This window comes from Tateyamaria sp., assembly GCF_039945315.1.
Taxonomy (GTDB): Bacteria; Pseudomonadota; Alphaproteobacteria; order Rhodobacterales; family Rhodobacteraceae; genus Tateyamaria.
The window spans coordinates 45,443-68,171 of sequence record NZ_JBDUXB010000061.1 but is presented as its reverse complement, the minus strand read 5'-3'; the positions used below and the strand labels follow the sequence as shown (position 1 = coordinate 68,171).

Below are 22,729 nucleotides of genomic sequence, written 5' to 3'. Positions count from 1 at the left end.
GCGATTAGGTCCAATGAAGCTGGATAAAAACAATACTGTCGGCCTCAAAAAAAAGTAGCTTTCCTTTATAAGACTGATTGGAAGCTGTGTGTCGAGACGCGCTACTGTCCGTTTCGTATCCGGCTGGTTTGTCCGCAAGGCATCCTCTCAGGCAGACCGAAGTGAACGACCGCTTGGTGGCAAGGCTCCTGATGTATTGAACAACAAATCTTGAAGCTGTGATCTCACAAAACGTGGACAGAGGGCTTTCACACATTCGAAGGGTGCATTAGACCAACGGAAATCCATCGAACGCTTTGTGCCGATGTGACCGGCGTTAAATGTCTGGGAGTCCGATTGTGCCATTCTGTCGACTTGCGTTTATGTTGTTTTTCTCCACCTGTGCGCCGTTTTCTGCGTTAGCTCAGTCCGCTGAAACAGCGACTTCCCGCCTACACCTTGAACTCAATAACCTGCAAGATATCGAAGGTGCTTGTCGCTTGTCCTTTGTGGCCAAAAACGAAACTGGCGCGGCGATTGACAGGGCCATATTCGAAACAGTCGTTTTTGATGCGACAGGCGGGGTTGTGAATTTGACCTTATTCGATTTCCAGGACCTTCCTGTCGACCGTGCAAGAGTGCGTCAATTTGATCTTGCCGGAATGGGCTGCAGCAGCATTGGCAAAGCTCTTGTAAACGGAGCAAGCTCTTGCGTCGTGGAGGGTGCAGAAAGCACCATCTGCAAGGACGCGCTCTCCCTGAGCAGCAGGCTGTCGGTTGAGTTGTTCGGATGAACTTTTTCGAAGCACTTGGCAACATCTTCGCACTTGGCGGGCCAGTGGTTGCGATCCTTTTTGTCATGTCAGTACTCACGCTCTCGGTCGCTCTTTACAAGATTTGGCAATTCTCCGCCTCGAGAGTCGGGCACCACCAATATCTGTCTCAGGCTCTGACGGCATGGGACAAGGGCGAGGCAGCTGACGCGCGTATGCATTTGGCAAAGAGCCGCAGCTATCTTGCCCCTATTCTTGACGCAGCGATGGACGGCGCGGATCGCCCGGGCATCGAGGATCGGCTGGATGCAGAAGCCGGGTTGTTGTTGGCGCGTCTCGAGCGCGGTTTTCGACTGCTTGACACTGTCGCGCAGATTGCGCCGCTTCTCGGACTGTTTGGAACCGTACTGGGCATGATTGAGGCGTTCCAAAGCCTGCAGACAGCAGGTTCTTCGGTTGATCCGTCTTTGCTGGCCGGGGGTATCTGGGTTGCATTGCTGACCACTGCGGTCGGGTTGGCCGTCGCCATGCCGACGTCAATGGTGCTGGCTTGGCTGGAAAGCCGCACTGCGCGGGAACGTGTGTTTGCAGACATGGCGCTGCGGACCGTTCTGGTGCCGGAACAAGGCAGGCCTAAGGAGGTTGCGGAACAGCGCGCCAAGCTGGGCCATGCGTAACGCAGCGCCGTTTGTCAGACGCGCCGTTTCGATGACCCCGCTTATCGATGTCGTCTTTCTACTGCTGTTGTTCTTTATGCTGACGTCGACCTTCTCCAACTTTGGAGAAATCGAACTCAATCAGGCGTCCGGTGGCGAGGCGCAGCAAACCGAACCAAGCGATCGGTTTTTTGTTCAACTGGGTGCTGCGCGTCTTGTTCTGAACGGCGCACCAACAACACTCGACGATCTGGCGCCGCAAATGGAACGCGGGCAGGCTTTGGTCAGCCTCGATACGGACGTGTCCGCTCAACGCTTGGTGGACCTTCTGGTCCGGCTGCGCGGAAACCCAGAATTGACTGTTCTGGTGCTGGAGTAGTGGCATGATCCGACCTGCTCGCCAAAATCAGAAACGCGACCCATCGATCGCGTTGATCAATGTTATTTTCATAATGCTGATCTTTTTCCTGATCGCCGGCACCATCGCGCCGCCGCTTGATGGTGATTTACAGCTTGTCGACACTGCTGGCCTTGGGGGTCGTGAACCCCCAGACGCACTTGTTCTGCGCGAAGATGGCACGCTCAGTTTCCGCGGAACGACGATTGATGCCGATGCCTACATGAGCACGCATAGCGCCGGGCCTGTACGCATTGTGCCGGATCGCAATGCAAGCGGTGTGCGCGTCATAGAGCTCTCGGCTAGCCTTCGTAACCTTGGAGCTGCGTCGATCATACTGGTCACAGAACGGGCCCTTGAATGATTTCAAGATCGGCCACCGTCGCTGTGATTGCGGTCTTGCTGTCTCTTGCTGTGCATTTCCTCGGGGTGAGAGTCACCTCGACGCTTCAGCAACCACCCGAGCCCGAACCTGAAAGCACGGGCACTTCAACAGAGATTGTTGCGCCCGGCAGTGCATTTGAAGACCTTGCAGATGCTGTCAGGGAACCGGTCACTCCGGAACCAGAAGAGGCTGCGCCACCTGAGCCCGCCGAAGCCACTACAAGTCAGGCGCTTGTCGCGTCTGGAAATCCCCAGCAGACGAGAACCCCTGATGCAGCGATGGCGCCGTCCGCCCCATCGGAATCGACCGAACCAGCCACATCTGAGCCAGGTCAATCGCCCGAGACAACGACTGTCGCGCCTGTGGGTGCGGACGATACTGCAGCCGCGGAACCAAACCTCGCGCCTCCGGCTGGCACCGACACCGTGACTGCCGTGCCCCAAGGACAACCCGTGGCACCGTCTCAGGTTCGGTCGCAGCCCCCTTTGGCCAGCCAGCCAGCAGCCTTGCCACCTCTGGCAGCCCCTGTTCCGCCCGTTGCAGAGATACCTGTGGTGCCCTCAGCACCAGTCGTTTCACTGCAACCTTCAGACATCGAGCCCGAAACGCCCATCACTCCAACCGAACCTGGATCTGAAGCAATTCAAAACCCAGAGGAAACCAATGGATTTGAGCCTTCGGAATTGGCGGTCACCACGTCTTTGCGCCCACGGCTGCCTGCCCAAAGACCACCATCAACGCAAGAAGGCGTTCCCGATGGCTCGCCTGAAAACACAGAGACAAGATTAGCACCTTCTCAGCTGATCGAGTCACCGCTGACCGCTTACAAGCGCGATGGTGCCAATGTTTTTGGACGACAGGGAAGTGGAACTGGGTCTGGCCGCCAAGGCTTTGGAGGTTCAGGCGGATCAGGCAACTCTGATGTTACGAACTACGCGGGTCAGGTTCTGGTTCATTTAAATCGTACACCAGCCGTCTCAGTCTCGGGCAGGGGATGGGCGCGCGTCTTCTTCCAAATCAATCCGGACGGAACTCTGGCATCAGTCTCCATCCTTGACGGTTCTGGTTCACGCTCAATAGACAATGCGGCCAAGCGCCAGGTCAGAAACGCACAGCCATTTCCGCGCCCGCCGGGCGGCAAGAGAAGAAGTCTGAACTTTCTCTATCGTATCAACTAATCTGAGCGTCGAAGGGGGCACGCCCTCAAGTTCTTTGTGAACTTGGCGATCAAAGTTAACGGCCGAGGTTCCCAACGGATCGTGCATCAACTACTCTGGGTTCATTGCCGAACAACAAAAACCGACTGCGATGCATGACGCGCGACACGCGCGGCGTTGGGCCCTATCAGGTAGTCTTTCAACGTTGGACTGTGCGCACCAACGATGATGCAATCGACACCAAGCCTGTCTGCAGTGTGAATGATCTGATCGTAGATTGTCCCGCGCGCAATGTGGAGAACGGACGACACATCGTCGGGAATGTGGCTTTGGACCCAGGCTTCTAAACCCTTTGTCGCCACCGCTTCCACCGTTTCATTGTGATCAGGTGCGAGCGAGGCACCAACGATGGCCATTCCCTGGTCGGGTACAACATTCATGATATGCAAAGTTGCGGCCTCATGGCGCGCCATGCCAACAGCCGCTTCAGCGCAGGCCAGCGTTCCTTCGGGGTCATTGATGTCGACTGCCAGTAGGAGTTTTTTGAACATAGTTTGAGCCTTAGAATGCTGGTTGAGTAGCGCGACGGCGCTGGATGAGCACGATGCCAAACAGAAGGAACAGTGCCGGTATGAAGAAAAGCTCCTTAGGCATACGATCATTTTCGACTTCAATCTTGGCGATCACGACCGGATCATCGAGGTAATAGTCGAACTCCTGACCGCTGATGGGTTGGATCGTTTCACTGCCACCAAAGGGTTCATCGATGCGCAACTGGCCGTCTTCTTCCATAACCAGCAGCCCTTCGGCATCCAGCGTCCCGGCTCCGGCAGAGGGCAGCACGATGGTGACAGGCCTGACTTTGGCCGTGTCAAAGTCCGGACCTTCTACGGTGATGCGGATATCCTGACCCTCAGGCATCTGCTCCATCAATTCCATGACAGCAGGGCCCGTGGCGGTCGTGTACTTCTCGCTCACCTGATCAAGGAAGAAATCCGGTCGGAACAGCATGAACGCTATGAACAACAGAACAACGGTTTCCCACACTTTGCTCTTGGCTATGAAATAGCCTTGGGTAGCGGCGGCAAAGAGCAGCATCGCGATCAACGATATGAAGAAGACAAGCACCGCCTTGGCCAGCCCGACATCGATCAACAGCAGATCCGTGTTGAAGATAAACAGGAACGGAAGAAGCGCCGTTCTGATGTCATAGGCAAAGCCTTGGACACCGGTCTTGATCGGATCGCCCCGCGAGATGGCAGCAGCCGCATAGGCCGCAAGGCCCACCGGCGGCGTGTCATCCGCCAGGATCCCAAAGTAGAAGACAAACAGATGGACCGCGATCAGCGGAAAGATGTACCCGGCCTGCGCGCCTACAGACAGGATCACAGGGGCCATCAGCGACGAGACAACGAGGTAGTTGGCCGTGGTGGGCAGGCCCATGCCGAGGATCAAGGACATGATCGCAACCAGGATCAGCAGGATCCAGATATTGCCGCCCGCAATGACTTCTACCACTTGGCCGATCACCTGATGTGCCCCAGTGAGGCTGATCGTGCCCACGATGATGCCAGCCGCTCCTGTGGCGACACCAATCCCGATCATGTTGCGCGCCCCAAGGATCAGCCCCTCGATGAAATCGCGCCAGCCTTGGACCGTCGCACCGCCAAAACCCTCACCGCGAAAGAACGCCTTGAGCGGGCGGTGGGTGAGCGCGACGATGATCATGAAAATGGTCGCCCAGAACGCCGACAATGAGGGCGAGAGCCTCTCAAGGCTGTCGGTGCGCACCATGAGGTTCCAAACCAGAATAAAGATCGGCAATGCGAAATACGCGCCGCCCAGAAGGGTCGGGGTCAAACGCGGCGCCTCAAGAGGGCCGTCAGGATCGTCCATCGCCACATCAGGGAACCGCGCAGCAAAGTAGACAAGCACAAGGTACAGCACCGCGACAATGGCGAGGCCGCCATAGACGCTTTCGGCCATGAAACCGTCCAGCAGGCTGCGGATCAAAATCATGGCGTAGGTGCAAACGCCAAGGAAAAGGAAGCCGGAAAGGAACAGGATCAAAATCAGCACAGGGCCAATGTGACGGCCTGCTTTCTTGAGGCCCTGCATCTGCATTTTCAGCGCTTCGAGGTGCACAATGTAAAGCAGCGCGATGTAGCTGATGACGGCTGGCAAAAAGGCGTGTTTGACCACGTCGATGTAGGGGATGTTGACGTATTCGACCATCAGGAAGGCCGCAGCACCCATGACAGGCGGGGTCAGCTGACCATTGGTCGAGGACGCCACCTCAACCGCACCCGCTTTCTCTGCAGGGAAGCCGATACGCTTCATCAGCGGGATCGTGAAGGTCCCCGTTGTGACTGTGTTCGAAATCGAGCTGCCCGAGATCATTCCGGTGAGCATTGAGGACAGAACTGACGCTTTTGCCGGGCCACCTCGGAGCGCGCCCAGAAGTGCTATCGCGACCTTGATGAACCAGGACCCGCCCCCTGCGCGATCAAGCAGCGCGCCAAAGAGCACAAATAGGAAGATCATTGAGGTGGACACCCCAAGTGCTACGCCGAACACACCTTCGGTTTGCATCCAGTAGTGGCCGAGCGCTTTAGAAAGGGACGCGCCGCCGTAATTGGTGATGTTTCGAGCCCATTCGGAGTAGCCGCCGAAGAAGGCAAAGGCGACAAACGCGCCCGCGATAATAACAAGTGGCAGCCCAAGCGAGCGATAGACTGCGGTGAACAGCACAAACATCCCGATGCAGGACATGACGATGTCTGACGTGCTCCACAAACCCGGACGGTCGGCGATCTCAAATCGGAAGACGACGAGATACAAGCACGACGCAACGCCAAGGATAACAAGCGCCCAGTCGTAGGCCGGGATGCGATCTTTGGGCGAAGATTTGAAAAGAGGGAATGCAAGTGTCGCCAGCATAATGGCAAAGGCAAGGTGCACAAATCGGGCCTGCGCCACGATGTTGGCAAAGATGTTCATGCCCGTTGCCTGGGCAATGACCCCGGGCACCTTGGAGGCGATGTAAAGCTGGAAGAGAGACCAGATGATGCAGGTGCCGATAATCAGCTTTGCCTGCCATGCAGCGGATGGATTGCGAGCGCCTGTGTCGGCCTCTGCCACCAGGTCGTCGGCTGAGCGCGCGTCAGTATCTTGTGCCATCATGTCCCCCTGTCTCTTTTCGAGACGTTTTTTTGATCGTTACTTTGGAGTGAGCCGCCCGGAACTCCGGGCGGCTCGTTGTCAAAATTGGACGAGGTTAGTCGATCAAACCAAGTTCTTTGTAGGCTTTTGCAGCGCCATCATGCAGTGGGGCGGACAGGCCATCTGCAACCATCTGGGATGGCTCGAGGTTCGCGAAAGCAGGGTGCAAACCGCGGAAGTCATCGATGTTCTCCATCACGGATTTCGCAACGATGTAGACGGTCTCCTCAGGAACGCTTGCAGAAGTCACAAAGGTTGCACCAACGCCAAAGGTCGTGGTGTCGCCATCAGTCCCTTTGTACATGCCGCCCGGGATGGTCGCCACGCGATAGAAGGGGTTGTCAGCGACCAGCTTGTCAATCGCTTCGCCGGTCACCGAAACCAGTTTGGCATCGCAGGTTGTTGTGGCTTCTTTGATCGCAGCCGCCGGATGTCCGATCGTGTAGATCATGGCGTCAATGTTGCCATCGCACAGCTGCTTGGCCATCTCGGAGCCCTTGTACTCGGTCGCCAGCGCAAGATCATCCATGCCGATGCCATATGCATCCATAACAACTTCCATCGTGGCGCGCTGGCCAGATCCGGGGTTGCCTACGTTTACACGCTTGCCGGCAAGATCTTCAAAGCCGGAGATGCCGCTGTCACCACGAACGATCAACGTAAAGGGCTCTGGGTGCACCGACATCACAGCGCGAATGTCTGGGAATGCCGCATTGCCTTCGAACTTCGAAGTGCCGTTGTAGGCGTGGTGCTGCCAGTCAGACTGTGCAACGCCGAACTCAAGTTCACCGGCTTTGATTGTGTTGATGTTATAAACCGAACCACCGGTGGACTCGACGGCGCAGCGAATGCCGTGCTCTTTGCGAGACTTGTTCACAAGACGGCAGATTGCGCCGCCCGTCGGATAGTAGACGCCCGTCACACCGCCGGTGCCGATAGAGATGAATTCTTGTGCGACCGTCATCGACGCCGCTGTCATCACACCGATCACTGTCGCGGTGCCTAGTTTGAGATGTTTCAACATGTGTTACTCCCTGGTTGAATAATCACCCGGCCCAATACTCGCCGAGCTGCTGGTTTTTTGCTTCGACCCTTTGGATCGCAGCGGTGGCATCTGCCCCAGACGCGGCAACGATCATGGCAATCAGAGTTTCGATCAACACAAGAGTCACAACGTATGAAGAGAAGAACTGTGGGCTTTCGGTGGGGACAACGAAGCCGTATGTGGCATGGGTCAACGCCGGACATTCCAAAGCATCCGTCACAAGGACGACGTCAGCACCAGAGCTGCGCGCAAGGCTGGCTGCCGCAACGACCCGCTTTGAATAGGGGTTCATCGTCACGATGAATACAACGTCGCCATCACCCAAGGTCGCCAACTGAGACCCCACTGACGCCCCCATACGGCCCGCAAGGGACCAATTAGGGGCAAAAAACTGGGCGAGGTAGGCCATGTACTCCGCGATACCTGTCGACGCGAGTGCCCCCAGCAAAACGACCCGATCTGCTTGGCGCATCAACGTTGCCGCTTGCTCCAGCTTACGATGGTCCGCGCGCTCCAGAAAATGCTCAATGTTCCGGATACACGCGTCGCCCTGGCGCGACAGCATTGACTCGTTTGTCGGCGACCCGGACCGCAACAACTCTGCTTTTTCAGAAAGCGAAATCACCTTTTCCCCGACCGAGAGACGAGAGACGTCCTTCATCTCTTCAAAGCTTGCGTAGCCCAAAGCGCGGGACAGCCGGGAAAATGTTGAAGGAGACACGTGGCTGTCTGTCGAGATCGCCCTTAACGGGCGACTGGCAACATCCAGCGGGTTCGCCAGGACATAGTCAGCCGCCTTGCGAAGCTGGTCTGACAGCCCTGCGTAACGCTCTGCGACGCGGTCTTCGAGTGTGTTGCTGGGAATCGGCAAACCCTCCAATTTCGCGCAGACTTGCAAGCGTTTCATTAGTTGTCAATTGATGAAATGTATGTTTCAGATGTGAAGCCGGGTTGCTTCTGGCGGAAACACTGAGAACACAATGCCACTCGAAAGACACCCACCGCCGCTCATCATGGTGGCTCCGACCGGGGCCAGAAGAGGCAAGGGTGATCACCCGCGTCTGCCACTTTCAATTCAAGAAATTCGTGATGAAACAGTTGCTTGTGCGTCAGCGGGTGCTGATGCGTTACACCTGCATGTCAGAGATCAGTGGGGCGGTCATTCTATCGACCCCGGACGTTACAAAGAAGCAATCGACGAGGTCCATCGGGCGCTGCCAGACTTTCCAATTCAGATCACAACCGAAAGCGCTGGCGTATTTGACGTGGAACAGCAGTTGGCCTGCTTGCGCGATCTGCGCCCGAAAGCAGCAAGCATCTCGATCCGGGAGGTGGCACGCGATGCAGAAATGGCCTCGCGCATTTATGGTATCTGCTCTGACAACGGGTCCTCGGTCCAACACATTCTTTATGATCTGGACGACTGGACACAGCTCTTGACGTGGAGAGAGCAGGGCACGGTCAAAGAAGGCCAAGCCGACGTCATTTTCGTTCTTGGGCGCTACACGCCACCCAAGCCGGCCGAGCTCAGTGACCTGAGCAGCTTTACTCACCTGTTCCAGCAGCTCCCCGGGCGCGTCATGATTTGCGCCTTTGGACCTTCAGAACACGACGTACTCTGTGCAGCGTCTGCGCACGGGGCGGATCTGCGCGTCGGATTTGAAAACAATATCCATGCCGAAGACGGAGAACTCGCTGAAAGCAACGCAACAAACGTCGCCGCGCTCAAAGCAGCTTTAGTTTTTCGAACACAAGGACTGCTCCAATGACATCTCATGTGTTTCCACGAAACTCAAAGGCCCCACCTCCCAAAGTATCTCATGGCGAAGGCGTTCATCTATATGACGAAAACGGTCAAGCCTATCTGAACTTCGGAGATGCTGCGGTGTCCTGTCTGGGCCATGGGGATGTACACGTGGCCAACGCCATCAAAGAACAGGTGGATCGCGTGGCCTTCGCTCATACAGGCTTTTTCACCTCGGATCCCGCCGAAAGTCTGGCCGACAAACTGATTTCGCTGGCGCCCGGTGATCTGGATCGGGTGTATTTTGTGTCCGGCGGGTCCGAGGCCATGGAAACGGCGTTAAAACTTGCACGGCAATATTACCTTGAGATCGGCCAGCCCGAGCGCTCTCGAATCGTGGCGCGGCGACAGAGCTATCACGGCAACACACTGGGCGCACTTGCCACAGGCGGAAATGAATGGCGCCGTGCGCAATTCTCGCCAATCCTTATCGATGTGTCACACGTTTCCCCCTGTTACGCCTATCGCGGCCAAGAGGAGGGCGAAACGGATGCCGCCTATGTCGACCGTCTGATCGAAGAACTGGATGCGGAATTTCAGGCGCTTGGCCCGGATACGGTGATGGCCTTTGTGGCAGAACCTGTGGTCGGTGCAACGCTTGGGGCTGTGCCGCCCGTTGGAGATTACTTCGCCCGGGTGCGCGCGCTGTGTGATCGCTATGGAATCCTTCTGATCCTTGATGAAGTGATGTGCGGCATGGGGCGCACTGGGACCCTTTTTGCTTGTGAGCAATACGGCATCGCGCCAGACATCTGCGCTATCGCAAAAGGGCTTGGAGGCGGATACCAACCGATCGGCGCGACTTTGTGCACAAAGGAAATCCATGATGCCATTCTGGGTGGTTCGGGGTTTTTCCAGCACGGGCACACCTATCTGGGTCACCCGGTCGCTTGTGCAGCAAGCCTTGCCGTACTTGAGCGCCTCATTGATGACGACGTACTTGCCCGTGTCAGACCATCAGGGCAGTATTTTCGGCAATCCTTAAGAGACCGTTTGGGCCAGCACCCGCATGTCGGCGACATACGAGGCGTCGGCCTGTTCTGCGGAGTTGAGCTGGTCTCGAGCCGAGAGACCAAAGAGCCGTTTACAGCAAGCGACAAAGTGCACGCTAAGATCAAGTCAGCCGCTTTTTCCGAGGGCCTGATTTGCTATCCGATGGGCGGGACGATTGACGGAAGAAACGGCGATCACGTCCTCTTGGCGCCGCCATTCATTGCAAGTCATGTGGATCTCGACTCTGCTGTCGAGCGGTTGGCCACAGCAATCGACACTGTCGTTGGTTGATCATTGGCCCTGAGAGTGAAACCGCACCGAGTAAACAGAGTATCAACACTTGTCCTGAAGCATCATCGCGTAGATGGCCCGAATTTTTCATGCCGAGAGTTCAAGTCGATCAGACTTCTAATCTGCCCATCATTCATATCAGTGATATCGATCAACCACATCGTGCAGTTGAGCGCTTTGTATGGGCGCGCATCGCATTCGACTGTCTGTACAGACCTAATGGGTGGCCATCCCTAGAACTGGGAAAATGCCCATTCCTTACGGACTTCCCGGTGGGTAAAAAGTAACTGGCGTGACGCTGGCTGTGATGCCTGAACTCCAATTGCAGATTGAATTTCTTGTTGGCGTTGAAACATTTCACTTAAAAAATGACCGAAACCTATTCGTCGTTTTGGGAAACATGGGCGACCCTTCGATAGAATTTTCAACCATGATCTTTGTGTCGCGGAACAGATGTGCCACAACTTCGTTGTGATGTGGCCGTGCAATCAACGAAACAATGCTGGCTCTGATCCGGTGCAGCCCGCTGCGCACCGGATAATGCTTGGAAAGGAACTCCCATGCCCGACAACGACACGCCACGACCTTGGGAGAATACCGACTCGGGCGTCATTCTGCACGCCGTCGCACCTCAAGACCTCGGAACGGCAGAGATTACGCCGAAGGGGCGGTTTGACGCGGGAAGCTATGCCAGTTTTGATCTGGTCTATACAGCCGGCCCTTACGGGATCGATGACTCCGGTAGTCTACGCGTCTGCTTTCGCTTTGCGTCGGATCAATCTAACCCTCAGTTCGAGGCCCCTAGGGGGGCGAATTTCTGCACAGTGGAAGCATCCAATGGCGCGGTATTGCAATTGCGGTGGGACCCCAAAGGCAACGTACGGCCATGGGACAAGACGCTTTGGATAAAAGTGGTCCAAGGATACCTAGCAGAAGGCGACACGATCACTATCAGGTTCGGCGTGACCGAAGATGGCGGCCCGGGCATGCGGTTACAGACGTTTTGCGAAGACACCTTTGAATTCCGGGTGTTAAGCGATCCCATCGCAACTTTTAACTTTCAACCGCTGCCTGAGCAGCCGATGATCGAAATCGGGCCCGGTGCGCCTGAGCGTTTTCTGGCGGTGCTTCCGACCAAACGCCGGCCCGGCGAAACATTTTCTCTCAAGGTTAAAGGTGAGGATAAATGGGGAAACCCGTCGGACCGGTGTGACCAAACCCTTAAAGTCGTCGCAGAAGGCAACATAGTGGGCTTGCCTGACACGATTACTTTACGCCCCGGTGTCCGTGCCTTTGAGTTTGATGGACTGAGTGTTGCAAGGGCAGGTCGCGTATCGATCGACTTGCAGGATGAGAGTGGAGGTATAGTTGCACGTTCCAATCCCTTGATGATCGAAGACACCAACCTCGTTCATTACTGGGCTGACCTTCACGGCCAATCCGAAGAGACAATCGGCACCGGAAGTGCAGAACAATATTTCGCCTTTGCCCGCGATCTCGCGTTTGTTGATGCCTGCGGACATCAGGGAAACGATTTTCAAATCACCGATGCTTTTTGGGGTGAACTCAACCGCATTACAGCAACATACGATGTACCCGGAACTTTCTTGGCGCTGCCTGGTTATGAATGGTCGGGGAATACGGCGCTGGGTGGTGATCGGAATGTTTATTTTCCAAATGAAAACAGAGTTATACGTCGCTCATCTCATGCTTTGATTGAAGGCGGCGATGCAGCGGGAACTGACGCGCTGACAGCCGGTCAACTCTTCGACGATTTGGCGGAAGCGGGTGAGTGGGACGTGGTGATGTATGCGCATTGCGGCGGACGGTATGCCGATATCGAGGTCGCACATGATGGGCGTTTTGAACGCTCGGTCGAGGTACATTCGTCCTGGGGGACGTTTGAATGGCTTTTGTACGATGCGTTCCGGTTGGGATATCGTGTTGGCGTTGTTTCAAATTCTGACGGACATAAGGGGCGACCCGGGGCAAGCTATCCGGGGGCGGGCAAGTTTGGCGCAATTGGAGGATTGACCTGCTTTGAGGTGGAAAACCTGACGCGCGAAAACCTGCTGGATTGTATGAGGAGCCGCCGACACTATGGCACGACAGGCGGGGCGAATGGTCGGATGTTCATTGATCTGGACGCAGAGTTTGATGCCGCAGCCACCGTTTATACGGATGATCCAAACGTCTTTGAACAGGCAAAGGGTACCCAAGCAACAGCAGCAAAAATGGGTGACATTGTTCATTTGCCAAGTGGTGAGATGCAACTGTCCGGATCGGTAGAAACCACATCTCCGATTGAACGTGTCGAGGTGTTTAACGGCGAGCGGCTGGTACATACGTCACGTCCATTTTCATCGCCCGAGCTCGGAAATCGTATTCGGGTTCTCTGGGAAGGCGCGGAATACCGGGGGCGTTTTCGTCAGGTGATTTGGGATGGAACAGCTAAGATCATGGGCAATGAGGTAGTTGATGCTCAACCCGTCAATTTCCTCAACCATGACAAGACTTTAGAACGTGAAGGTAACGCTTTGTCCTGGGAGGCACTGACAACTGGAAACTTCGGTGGCGTTGACATTCAGCTTGCAGATGCCAGTGCTGGGCGGCTCAGTATCAACACGCCTCTGATCGATTTTGACATCCCGATTGGGGACATCGGAGAGGATGATCTCTTCTTCGACGAAACAGGGCGATTGCCACGTTTTATCAGGGTGTTCCGTCTCCCAGACACCTTGACCTGCACGTCACACCGCTTTTCTGTGGCCGTTGACCTGTCCGCAACCGGTGACAATCCGATCTATGTTCGACTGACGCAAGAGGACGGAACGCGGGCATGGACTAGCCCAGTTTACGTGTATCGTTGATCCATTGGCCGGGTTCAAATGCTGGCTGCAGCAAAAAATGACATGGGGAGCTTTCCTTGAGTATCGAAGACGCATCTAAGGACGGGGCAGGCGGTCAGGATCAGGCTAAAGGGCAAGTCCAACATAGTTCATCTCTTTCGCCACGTGAGGGACGCTCTCATGTGGTTGGGCCTTCGACGCCGGAACTGATGCCAATTACCATCCCACAAATGATGCAAAACACGGTTGCGCAATATGGTGAGAACCTTGCCATTGTGTCCTCTCATCAAGATATCCGTCGCAGCTATGACGAGCTTGATCGCGAAGTCTTGCAACTCGCAGCCGGCTTTCTGTCTCTTGGTCTGGAAAAAGGGGATCGCGTCGGAATCTGGGCACCCAATTGCTACGAATGGGTTTTGACCCAACTGGCAACAGCGCGCATTGGCTTGATCCTCGTCAACATAAACCCGGCTTACCGTACAGCCGAAGCGCAATACGCCCTCAACAAATCCGGGTGCAAAGCCTTGGTCGCTGCAGAGCGGTTCAAGACGTCCCACTACATCGACATGATACGAGCGCTCGCACCTGAGTTGGACAGCTCCGAACCTGCCGCGTTGCGATCCGAAACGCTGCCACACTTACAACAGGTGATCGCAATCTCACAGAACCTCATGAACGGGGTTCTGCGCTTCAGTGACGTACAAAAGGCAGGGGCTGCTGACCATGAGCGGAAGGTAGAGGTTTTAGCAAGCGCATTGTCTTGCGATGATGCGATCAATATCCAATTCACGTCCGGAACCACCGGTGCTCCAAAAGGGGCAACGCTGACGCATTTCAACATCGTTAACAACGCCCAATTTGTGACCGACCGGATTGTACTCGGACCAACAGACAAGCTGTGTATCCCTGTGCCGCTCTATCATTGCTTTGGCATGGTCATGGGCGTGCTTGGCGCGCTCTCAAAGGGTGCTGCGATACTACTGCCAAGCGAGGGCTTTGACACCGAGTCGACGCTGGACTGCCTCGAGCAAGAAAAATGCACCGCCCTCTACGGGGTGCCTACGATGTTTGTCACTATGCTTGAGTCCTTGAAGGACGCCCCACGCGATCTTGCATCCTTGCGCACCGGCATCATGGCTGGCGCGCCATGTCCGGTCGAAGTTATGCAGCGCGTTGGTTCAGAAATGAACATGACCGAAGTGACAATTTGTTATGGCATGACCGAGACGTCGCCTGTGTCCTTTCAAAGTTTTGTAGACGACCCACTTCAACTGCGTTGTGAAACTGTCGGACGCGTGCACCCGCATCTCGAAGTGAAAATCGTCGACGAAGTCGGCGCGATCGTTCCTGTGGGCGCTCAAGGTGAGCTGTGCACCAGAGGCTATTCAGTTATGAAAGGGTATTGGGAAGACGACGTTCAGACCGCTGACTGCATCCAAGATGGGTGGATGCAAACCGGAGACCTTGCGACACTTGACGAGAACGGGTTTTGCCGGATCACGGGGCGCGTCAAGGATATGATCATTCGGGGCGGCGAAAACATTTATCCCCGTGAAATCGAAGAGTTTCTCTTTACGCATCCCAAAGTGAGTCAGGCACAGATCTTTGGCATACCTGACGAAAAGTTTGGTGAAATCGTGTGCGCATGGGTGGTGCAGGCACCGGGCACAGAACTAAGGCCCAAAGAAATCCTGAACTATTGCGAGGGGCAGATCGCGCGACACAAAGTGCCGGCACATGTGAGGGTCGTCTCTGAGATCCCAATGACAGTAACGGGAAAGCCTCAAAAGTTCATCATGCGGGACCAGATGTTGAAGCAGCTCGCGCATTCTGCTGCACAAGATGATTGAAAGCTGGTTTTCGGATCAGCGCCGCAATCGCCATCAGCGATCGCCACCTCTTCTGCTGTCCCTGATCGCAGCTTCACAGTCCTTTTGATCGTTAGGTTCGCAAGAGACGGTCGACGATCCAACACGTATATACATCTTTTCAAATGTCCGATTTCCGCGTTGGATTATCTTAATTGTCGCGGGCACAGATTTTCCGTTGTAGGAAAATGTCGTCTCTTGTTCAGCGATAACTTTCGCGATGGCCAAAGTCGGCAAACAGACCAGAAGTACAGCAAACACTCTCATTTTTTGAACTCCAGTAACATGTGCATCAAAAATTTGGGGACGATTGGCTTACTCTGATAAATGTTGCGACAACGCATTAAAATCAAGGCTCTTAGGTGCGACTCGCGATGTTTCGGAGGTAAGATGCACACCGGCGTTAGCTCCAGTGCGCTATCCGCGGCATCAGCCCAGTTAGGATGCCAAACCGCGCGAAATACCACGTTGATGATTTCTCCGTTCTTCCAGTTGCTGTAAGCCGTCCTGCGCCGCCTCTAGCAGCTCTTCGCATTTGATAAAGAACGAAGCGCGGATTTCTTCCATCGGATTGGGTGTACTCATCCTGCACTCCTATCCAGCAACCATTTGCAACGCTTTGACCAGCTTGACCGGGTCAAACGGTTTTACGATCCAGCCGGTTGCGCCCGCCTTTCGAGCTCTTTGTTTCAACTCAGGCGCTGCTTCCGTTGTCAGCACGAGGATCGGGGTGGAACAATGGGCATCGAATTCACGCACAGCACTGATAAATCCGAAACCGTCCATTCGCGGCATGTTGATGTCAATAATGATGACATCGGGTTCAATGCCGGACAGCACCTCGGTCCCGTGCGCTCCGTCATCGGCTGTGTGAACCGTAAACCCAGCGGGTTCCAAGGCAAAGCGGATCATGTCCCGCATTGTCCGGCTGTCATCTACGGCGAGGACTTCAAGGCTCAAGGCACACCCTCCGAAAGTTGTTCTGGTGTAAAGCCCATCATCGCCAACTGGCTGTTGGCCCGATCACTGATTTCTGAAATCTCCGGCGTGACGCCCTGAACATGTTGTGTCCGGGCGGCAGCAATGATCATTTGAGTGACGAGTGCTCCCGAATGCGTCACTTCGCTGGCGTCAAGTTGCACCAGCCCCCCGGCGCAGACTCGCTTCAGCCGGGGGGCAAACGCACTGAATTTTTTTGCATTAAGGCGCAATGGCAACTGAGTCTGTTCGGTCATCGCGCACCAAAGCAGACATCGGCGGGTTGTCTTGTCATGATGGACCTCGGGTCTGCTCACTTCGAGGCTTATGTAGCGCACGCTCTCTTAAGACAGCGTTACCGATGGTGACGTCCGGCACTAAATACAACCGCGCTATGCCCAGCAAAAAACCCGCGCCGGGCAAGGGCGCGGGCTTCTCAATCTAAATTAGGCTGGTGTCAGGCCCGGCGACGCCCACCGGAGCGTCCGGCCCGCCCGCGGCCCTCTTGTCCGGCTTTGGGTGCAACCCGATTGAACTTGATCCAGTTGCCGCCACCTTCATCGTTATTAGTAAGGAAATTGGCGGCCCGGATCGCTTCCATTTCCTTGCCAGCACGGGGCAGGGTGGACCCAAGTCCAAACATCTGCACAAACGCTTCATCATCCATACCCTCGGGCAGCATGATACCAGCGGCGGCCACTTCGGCGCGCTTTTCGGCAATCTTTGTGGGTCCAACGGGCAGGGCGACAGGGTTCATGATCGCGGATGTCATGCCGGCCCCCATGGCCATCGGCAAAAATGCGTTGTTGATACCGTGGCGATTTGGCAGCCCGAAGGAGATGTTCGACGCGCCACACGTCGTGTTTACACCCAGTTCTTCTCGCAAACGGCGGACCAGTGTAAACACTTGCAAGCCAGCAGTGCCCATGGCTCCGATCGGCATCACCAGCGGATCAACGACAATATCATGAGCCGGAATACCGAAATCCGCGGCCCGTTCCACAATCTTCTTTGCAACCGCAAAACGCACGTCCGGATCTTCGGAAATACCTGTGTCGTCGTTTGAAATGGCGACCACCGGCACATTGTATTTCTTGACCAGCGGCAGAACGAGTTCGAGGCGCTCTTCCTCACCGGTCACGGAGTTCAGAAGGGGACGCCCTTCCGCAGCCGCAAGGCCGTTTTCGAGCGCGCCGGGCACGGAACTATCGATGCAAAGAGGGCAATCTGTCACCGTTTGCACGCACTCCACCAGCTGCCTCATCAGCGTCGGCTCGACAAAGTTGTTGTCGGCATAACGTGGATCTTCGGCCATCTTGTTCGAGAAAACAGCACCTGAATTGATATCAAGGATCGTGGCACCAGCGGCCACTTGCGCGCGCGCATCCGCCTCGACACGGGAAAAATCACCGCGCTCCAACTCTTCATTCAGGACCTTGCGGCCTGTGGGGTTGATGCGCTCGCCAATGACGCTGAATGGCTGGTCAAAGCCTATTATGGCCGTCTTGGTCTTGGATTCGACAATGGTGCGTACCATGCGGGTTTCGTGTCCTTTTGCAGGCGTCGACCGGGATGGTCGCGTTATTGGTTGGCGGGGACAGCGGCGCGGCCCCCGTTCTGGATGGCCCAGTTGGCGTTGGTCTTGATCCCGCCGAGGGGGAAGAAATGCACTTGGGCGATGTTGAATTCGGGGTTGGCAGCCTTATGGGCAGCCAGTTGCGAGATCACATCCGTTGGCTCGAAAGGCATCAATAGCTTGGTGACGTCCTTGGCGCGGCGCTGTAGGACGCGCAGTGAAGGGCCAACGCCACAGGCGATGGCGAATTTGATCATGGTCTGCAACTTGGCAGGGCCCGCAATGCCAATATGGACAGGTAGGTCGATCCCGGCCTCCTTGAGGCTATCAGCCCATGTGATGATCGGGCCCGCCTCGAATGCAAACTGTGTGGCCAGCGCCATCTGGGCATCCGTGGTTTCGGAGAATTTCTGTTTCCAATGGAGTGCTTCTTCAACGTTCTTCAGGCTGCCATCGGGATCGATATCCTTGTTCCCCTCGGGATGGCCAGCCACATGAAGGCGCTTGAATCCGGCGGAGTCAAAGGCCCCGGTTTCCATAAGCTGCATGGAGGAGTGGAAATCGCCGTAGGGTTTGTCGACGCCGCCTGCAAGCAACAGTGCCTGATCGACGTCTGCCTCGCCCTGATAGCGGGCAATCCAGTCTTTCAGGGTCGCGGTATTCTTGATGATGCGCGCTGGAAAGTGGGGCATGACGGGAAAGCCGTCGGCGTTCAGGCGCTTGGCTGTGGCCACCATATCTTCGATCGGTGTGCCCTCGATATGGGCGATGTAAACGCGGGTACCTGCAGGCAGTATGGCGCGGAAATCATCAACCTTCTCGGCTGTGCGTGGCATGACCTCGATAGAGTAGCCTTGCAGGAACGCCTCCACTTCGGGGCTGAGCGTGCCAGCAACGGGGCCGTCGTCTTTCTTGAAGTTAAGCAATGCCATTTTTGCGTCTCCTGCATACGAGCCTTAGGCCCAGCCTTCGTTGTCAATCAGCGCCTTGATGCGATCAGTGTCATATTCAGTTTCCAGACGAACGGCTTCTGCCTCGGCCACTTCGCCCGGGTCACCATCCATGGGGTAGGGGTCTGCTTTGCGCCACTCGGCCAGATAGGCATCAGCATCCTTGGCGTTCACTTTCATTGCAGCGCGATCAATCGCCTGTTCAAAGCGTTCGGCCAGTTGCCGTTTGGAGCCACGACGCCCTTTACCGACAATGACTTGCGCCGGGATATCGCGCCAATAGACGATTGTGACATCAGGCATCTGATTCCTCCGTTCCAGTTGACCCGTGATAGGGCACAGCGCGGGCCGGGCGCGGCTCGTTTTCGACAAATGTAGAAGCTGTTGCGACTTGGCAGGCCTGCATAGCTCAGCCGCCCCCTATCTAGGCGTAAATATGCACCCCGGTAAACGTCGGATATCTCATGTTCATCATGAAGCGGACTGCCGTCACCGCAAGCCACTTGCGCGAATGCCATCCGCGACCTATCGTTGGGGTAACTCGATTTGAAAGGCGCGAAAGATGGCGCCAAAGCGTCCCGAAGGTGCGGGCGCGATAGACCACCGGCCCTCCGATCAGAGGGCCAAGCCCGTGCCGCGTGCCCCTGGATCGCCTGAGCTTTATGCCGCGCTTGATCTGGGCACGAACAGTTGTCGCATGTTGATTGCCGAGCCGCGAGGCGCGGGCTTTCATGTTGTCGACAGCTTTTCTAAATCCGTACAGCTGGGCTTGGGGCTCGAACGCTCAGGCAAACTGTCGCGCGGGTCGATGACGCGCACCGTTCAGGCGCTGCGCACTTGCCAGCAAAAGCTGAAGCGTCACAACGTGAACCGCATGCGTCTGGTGGCAACAGAAGCGTGCCGGCGGGCCTTCAATGCGGTTGAGTTCATCGACCGTGTGCACCGCGAAACCGGTCTTCGTCTGGACATCATTGAACCAGAAGAAGAAGCGCGGCTGGCGGTGGTGTCCTGCGCCCCTTTGGTAAGCCCAAAGACAGAAAATCTGCTGGTGGTCGATATCGGCGGCGGATCCACGGAACTGGTTTGGATCGACCTGTCCAAAGTTCCAAGGCCTGACCGCCCACAAGCGATTATGCGCCTTCATTCGGGGTTCAAAAAAGCAGTTAGCGAAGTACCCGAAGCCCGCGTGGTCGACTGGATAAGTGTGCCATTGGGCGTTGCCACGTTGCGCGAGCAATTCAACGATGTGGATGATGATGCTGCGCGCTTTGCGTTGATGAGCTGGTTTTTTGAGGAAAACCTATCGAGCTTCTCTCCTTATCACGCCACCGAACCAACCGAGCGGTTCCAGATTGTTGGTACATCGGGCACCGTCACAACCGTTGCAGCCTCGCATCTGGGGCTGAAACGCTATGACCGCACGAAGGTTGACGGGTTACGCATGTCCACTGAACAGATCGATACAGTCATCAGGTCCTACCTGCAGATGGGCCCAGGCGGGCGCCGTGCGGACCCGCGTATTGGTTCGGACCGGCACGCACTGATCATGTCGGGGGCGGCGATATTGCAGACGCTGATGCGCTGCTGGCCGACAGACCGCCTGTCGGTCGCCGACAGGGGCCTGCGCGAGGGATTGCTTTACGCACAGATGAGCGCCGATGGCGTGCTTGACGAGCAGTCGGCTTGATGTAGCCGCTGGCGCACTGTATCGGCTGACGCAAGCAAACAAGGGTGAATGACGTGGCCAAGACCCCCACAGGAAAGAATACATCCGGGCGCGGGCAGCGCGACCTGAAGGTGAAGGTCAAGTCGGCCCGCGGTCGCAAACTGTCCTCGACCCGCTGGTTGCAGCGCCAGTTGAACGACCCATACGTCAAACGCGCGCAGGCCGAAGGATACCGCGGACGCGCGGCTTACAAAATCCTCGAGCTGGATGACAAGTTCCGCTTTCTCGTGCCGGGCGCGCGCATTGTTGATCTGGGTTGCGCTCCGGGAGGGTGGTGTCAGGTTGCTGTGAAACGATGCAACGTGCTTGGTGAAAAGTCAGGTAAGTCTCAGGGTACCATTCTGGGAATCGATTTGCAGGAAATGGAACCGATTGCGGGTTGCGAACTCTACCAGCTCGATTTCATGGAAGACGACGCTGACCTAAAAGTCAAAGATTGGCTCGGCGGCAAAGCGGATGTCGTGATGTCGGACATGGCAGCCTCGTCCTCGGGACACAAACAAACCGACCATTTGCGTATCATCGCCCTGTGCGAAGCGGCAGCTTACTTTGCTTTTGATGTTCTGGAAGAGGGTGGGACATTCGTGGCCAAGACCCTCGCAGGGGGCGCCGAAGGCAGCCTGCAACAGCTGCTCAAGCGCCGGTTCACCAAGGTCGCCAACGTCAAACCACCTGCCTCGCGCGCGGACAGTTCAGAAAAATTCGTCGTAGCGACGGGATTTAAGGGCGCGTTGGACGAATAGAGGCCTTGGGGAACGAGCGCAGGGCAATTTGCTGAACACGCTCAAGCTCAGAAGGTTCGAGACGCCTGCCACGCAGCTCTTCGGCCTCGGACGCGCGATCAAGCGCCACATCGCGCTGACGCATCAGTTCAAACAGACGCAGGTGGCGTGGCTTTTCTGGATCAGACGACGTCATGGACTTTGCTTACCCGTTCATTGGGGCAGGCAAAGGGACGTAATGTGGTGAATTTCAGACCTTGAGCTTCAGATTGACAGACGCGCTGCGTGCGTGCCGCGTTCACGGTATGGCGTGGTGTCATAGTGGGCGCGGTAGCATTTGGAGAAATGCGAGGGCGAGGCAAACCCGCAGGCCAGAGCCACATTGATCACGCTCATGTCCGTCTGCATCAGCAGGTTGCGGGCTTTTTGCAACCTTAACTCCATGTAGTAACGCTTTGGAGAACGGTTCAAATATCGTCTGAAGAGCCGCTCCAACTGGCGCGTGGACATACCCACATCCTTGGCCAAAATCGAAGGGCTGATCGGCTCTTCGATGTTTTGCTCCATGATCTGAATGACCTGGCTGAGCTTAGGGTGACGCACACCGATGCGGGTGGGTACAGACAAACGTTGCGTGTCCTGATCAGTGCGGATCGAGGAATAGATCAGCTGATCAGCCACCGCATTTGCCAGTTGTTCATCGTTGTCGTCTGCGATCAGTTTCAGCATCAAGTCGATCGAGGACGTCCCGCCGGCTGTGGTCAGGCGTTTATCATCGACCACAAAGACAGATTTGGTCAACTCAACCTCGGGGAATTCCTCGGTGAAGCTATCCTGGTTTTCCCAGTGAATCGTCGCGCGCTTGCCATCAAGCAAACCCGCCTTGGCCAGCGAATAGGCGGCCGTGCAAAGCCCGGCCACAGCCGGCCCTTTGCGCGCTTCACGACGCAACCAACCCAACAGACGTTTGGTTGTAGCCGCCTGGACGTCAATGCCGCCGCAGATCATGATTGTGTCGTCACGGCCAACCTCGTCCAGATCCCCGTCCAGCTTGAAACCGGTGCCCGCCGAGCAATAGGCCACATCACCGCCTTCGCCGACAATACGCCAGCTATACAGTTCCTTCTCCGCCATCCGATTGGCAATGCGCAGACTTTCAAGCGCAGCAGAGAAACACAGCAAGGTAAAGTTGTTCAGCAGCACGAACACAAAACGTTTTGGCTGATCCCCTTGGGGATGGGTCCGGGTGGCGTGGCGCGTGATCGACATCGCGGCGGGATCCTAAGTTGGCGGGGGTATCAGGTCGACCGGGCCCGCTCGTTGTTGGTGACGCGCACCTTGAGCATGGGCCAAACCCT

The 22,729-nt window shown here is 56.1% G+C and carries 23 protein-coding genes; 11 read left to right on the top strand and 12 right to left on the bottom strand.

Going from position 1 to position 22,729, the window contains the following annotated elements:
* Positions 1–362 precede the first annotated feature (362 nt).
* Genes ABJD00_RS20460 through ABJD00_RS20440 form a run of 5 tightly spaced genes read left to right on the top strand, consistent with a single transcriptional unit; the run spans position 363 to position 3,368 of the window.
* Entirely contained in the window at positions 363–773 is a 411-nt protein-coding gene (locus ABJD00_RS20460) for a hypothetical protein (protein WP_413830630.1), read from the top strand.
* Entirely contained in the window at positions 770–1,429 is a 660-nt protein-coding gene (locus ABJD00_RS20455; RefSeq protein ID WP_413830628.1) for a MotA/TolQ/ExbB proton channel family protein, read from the top strand. The genes ABJD00_RS20460 and ABJD00_RS20455 overlap by 4 nt, the downstream gene beginning before the upstream one ends.
* Positions 1,422–1,787 (top strand): ExbD/TolR family protein, encoded by a 366-nt coding sequence (locus tag ABJD00_RS20450; RefSeq protein ID WP_413853649.1) that lies wholly within the window; start codon positions 1,422–1,424, stop codon positions 1,785–1,787. Before ABJD00_RS20455 ends, ABJD00_RS20450 begins: the two co-directional genes overlap by 8 nt.
* A gap of 4 nt (positions 1,788–1,791) precedes the next feature.
* Positions 1,792–2,169 (top strand): ExbD/TolR family protein, encoded by a 378-nt coding sequence (locus ABJD00_RS20445; RefSeq protein WP_413830624.1) that lies wholly within the window; start codon positions 1,792–1,794, stop codon positions 2,167–2,169.
* Positions 2,166–3,368, top strand: a complete 1,203-nt coding sequence (locus tag ABJD00_RS20440; protein ID WP_413830622.1) for a TonB family protein — start codon at positions 2,166–2,168, stop codon at positions 3,366–3,368. The genes ABJD00_RS20445 and ABJD00_RS20440 overlap by 4 nt, the downstream gene beginning before the upstream one ends.
* A 101-nt stretch (positions 3,369–3,469) precedes the next feature.
* Here ABJD00_RS20440 and ABJD00_RS20435 read toward each other — a convergent pair whose 3' ends face one another.
* The 4 genes from ABJD00_RS20435 to ABJD00_RS20420 all read right to left on the bottom strand — a co-directional run bounded on the left by ABJD00_RS20435 (position 3,470) and on the right by ABJD00_RS20420 (position 8,521).
* Positions 3,470–3,898 (bottom strand): universal stress protein, encoded by a 429-nt coding sequence (locus tag ABJD00_RS20435; RefSeq protein ID WP_413830620.1) that lies wholly within the window; start codon positions 3,896–3,898, stop codon positions 3,470–3,472.
* Between the two features lie 10 nt (positions 3,899–3,908).
* Positions 3,909–6,527: a TRAP transporter permease gene (locus ABJD00_RS20430; RefSeq protein ID WP_413849820.1), complete on the bottom strand. Its 2,619-nt coding sequence runs from the start codon at positions 6,525–6,527 to the stop codon at positions 3,909–3,911.
* A 97-nt stretch (positions 6,528–6,624) separates the two neighbouring features.
* On the bottom strand, positions 6,625–7,590 hold the full coding sequence (locus ABJD00_RS20425; protein WP_413830638.1) for a TAXI family TRAP transporter solute-binding subunit: 966 nt from the start codon (positions 7,588–7,590) through the stop codon (positions 6,625–6,627).
* 25 nt (positions 7,591–7,615) lie between these two features.
* Positions 7,616–8,521 (bottom strand): MurR/RpiR family transcriptional regulator, encoded by a 906-nt coding sequence (locus ABJD00_RS20420; RefSeq protein ID WP_413830616.1) that lies wholly within the window; start codon positions 8,519–8,521, stop codon positions 7,616–7,618.
* Positions 8,522–8,594: 73 nt separating this feature from the next.
* Here ABJD00_RS20420 and ABJD00_RS20415 point away from each other — a divergent pair, with 73 nt between their 5' ends.
* The 4 genes from ABJD00_RS20415 (at position 8,595) to ABJD00_RS20400 (ending at position 15,401) form a co-directional block, all read left to right on the top strand.
* Positions 8,595–9,383 (top strand): 3-keto-5-aminohexanoate cleavage protein, encoded by a 789-nt coding sequence (locus ABJD00_RS20415; RefSeq protein WP_413830614.1) that lies wholly within the window; start codon positions 8,595–8,597, stop codon positions 9,381–9,383.
* The gene (locus ABJD00_RS20410) at positions 9,380–10,702 is read left to right on the top strand and encodes an aspartate aminotransferase family protein (RefSeq protein ID WP_413830612.1); all 1,323 of its coding nucleotides are present in this window, start codon (positions 9,380–9,382) and stop codon (positions 10,700–10,702) included. Before ABJD00_RS20415 ends, ABJD00_RS20410 begins: the two co-directional genes overlap by 4 nt.
* 560 nt (positions 10,703–11,262) lie before the next feature.
* Positions 11,263–13,572 carry a hypothetical protein gene (locus ABJD00_RS20405; RefSeq protein WP_413830610.1) on the top strand — a complete coding sequence of 770 codons (2,310 nt, stop codon included), beginning with the start codon at positions 11,263–11,265 and terminating at the stop codon, positions 13,570–13,572.
* A gap of 161 nt (positions 13,573–13,733) precedes the next feature.
* Positions 13,734–15,401 (top strand): AMP-binding protein, encoded by a 1,668-nt coding sequence (locus ABJD00_RS20400; RefSeq protein WP_413830636.1) that lies wholly within the window; start codon positions 13,734–13,736, stop codon positions 15,399–15,401.
* A gap of 456 nt (positions 15,402–15,857) precedes the next feature.
* On the opposite strand, the gene ABJD00_RS20395 is transcribed toward ABJD00_RS20400, so the two are convergent.
* From ABJD00_RS20395 to ABJD00_RS20370, 6 genes are all read right to left on the bottom strand, one after another.
* Entirely contained in the window at positions 15,858–16,004 is a 147-nt protein-coding gene (locus ABJD00_RS20395; protein WP_413830608.1) for a hypothetical protein, read from the bottom strand.
* A gap of 9 nt (positions 16,005–16,013) precedes the next feature.
* Positions 16,014–16,379: a response regulator gene (locus tag ABJD00_RS20390; protein ID WP_413830606.1), complete on the bottom strand. Its 366-nt coding sequence runs from the start codon at positions 16,377–16,379 to the stop codon at positions 16,014–16,016.
* Positions 16,376–16,561, bottom strand: a complete 186-nt coding sequence (locus tag ABJD00_RS20385; protein WP_413830604.1) for a hypothetical protein — start codon at positions 16,559–16,561, stop codon at positions 16,376–16,378. Before ABJD00_RS20385 ends, ABJD00_RS20390 begins: the two co-directional genes overlap by 4 nt.
* A gap of 293 nt (positions 16,562–16,854) precedes the next feature.
* The gene (locus ABJD00_RS20380) at positions 16,855–17,934 is read right to left on the bottom strand and encodes a methyltetrahydrofolate cobalamin methyltransferase (protein ID WP_413830602.1); all 1,080 of its coding nucleotides are present in this window, start codon (positions 17,932–17,934) and stop codon (positions 16,855–16,857) included.
* Positions 17,935–17,978: 44 nt separating this feature from the next.
* Positions 17,979–18,905 carry a methylenetetrahydrofolate reductase gene (locus ABJD00_RS20375; protein WP_413830600.1) on the bottom strand — a complete coding sequence of 309 codons (927 nt, stop codon included), beginning with the start codon at positions 18,903–18,905 and terminating at the stop codon, positions 17,979–17,981.
* A gap of 24 nt (positions 18,906–18,929) precedes the next feature.
* On the bottom strand, positions 18,930–19,226 hold the full coding sequence (locus ABJD00_RS20370; protein WP_413830598.1) for a virulence factor: 297 nt from the start codon (positions 19,224–19,226) through the stop codon (positions 18,930–18,932).
* A 259-nt stretch (positions 19,227–19,485) separates the two neighbouring features.
* Between ABJD00_RS20370 and ABJD00_RS20365 the strand changes: the two genes are divergently transcribed.
* Together ABJD00_RS20365 and ABJD00_RS20360 are read left to right on the top strand one after the other, a co-directional pair.
* Positions 19,486–20,610 carry a Ppx/GppA phosphatase family protein gene (locus tag ABJD00_RS20365; protein ID WP_413830596.1) on the top strand — a complete coding sequence of 375 codons (1,125 nt, stop codon included), beginning with the start codon at positions 19,486–19,488 and terminating at the stop codon, positions 20,608–20,610.
* A gap of 53 nt (positions 20,611–20,663) precedes the next feature.
* Positions 20,664–21,392: an RlmE family RNA methyltransferase gene (locus tag ABJD00_RS20360; RefSeq protein ID WP_413830594.1), complete on the top strand. Its 729-nt coding sequence runs from the start codon at positions 20,664–20,666 to the stop codon at positions 21,390–21,392.
* Here the strand turns inward: ABJD00_RS20360 and ABJD00_RS20355 are convergent.
* Positions 21,370–21,567: a hypothetical protein gene (locus tag ABJD00_RS20355; RefSeq protein ID WP_413830592.1), complete on the bottom strand. Its 198-nt coding sequence runs from the start codon at positions 21,565–21,567 to the stop codon at positions 21,370–21,372. The two genes, ABJD00_RS20360 and ABJD00_RS20355, sit on opposite strands and share 23 nt — an antisense overlap.
* Before the next feature lie 68 nt (positions 21,568–21,635).
* On the bottom strand, positions 21,636–22,640 hold the full coding sequence (locus ABJD00_RS20350; protein ID WP_413830590.1) for a GlxA family transcriptional regulator: 1,005 nt from the start codon (positions 22,638–22,640) through the stop codon (positions 21,636–21,638).
* Between the last annotated feature and the right edge of the window lie 89 nt (positions 22,641–22,729).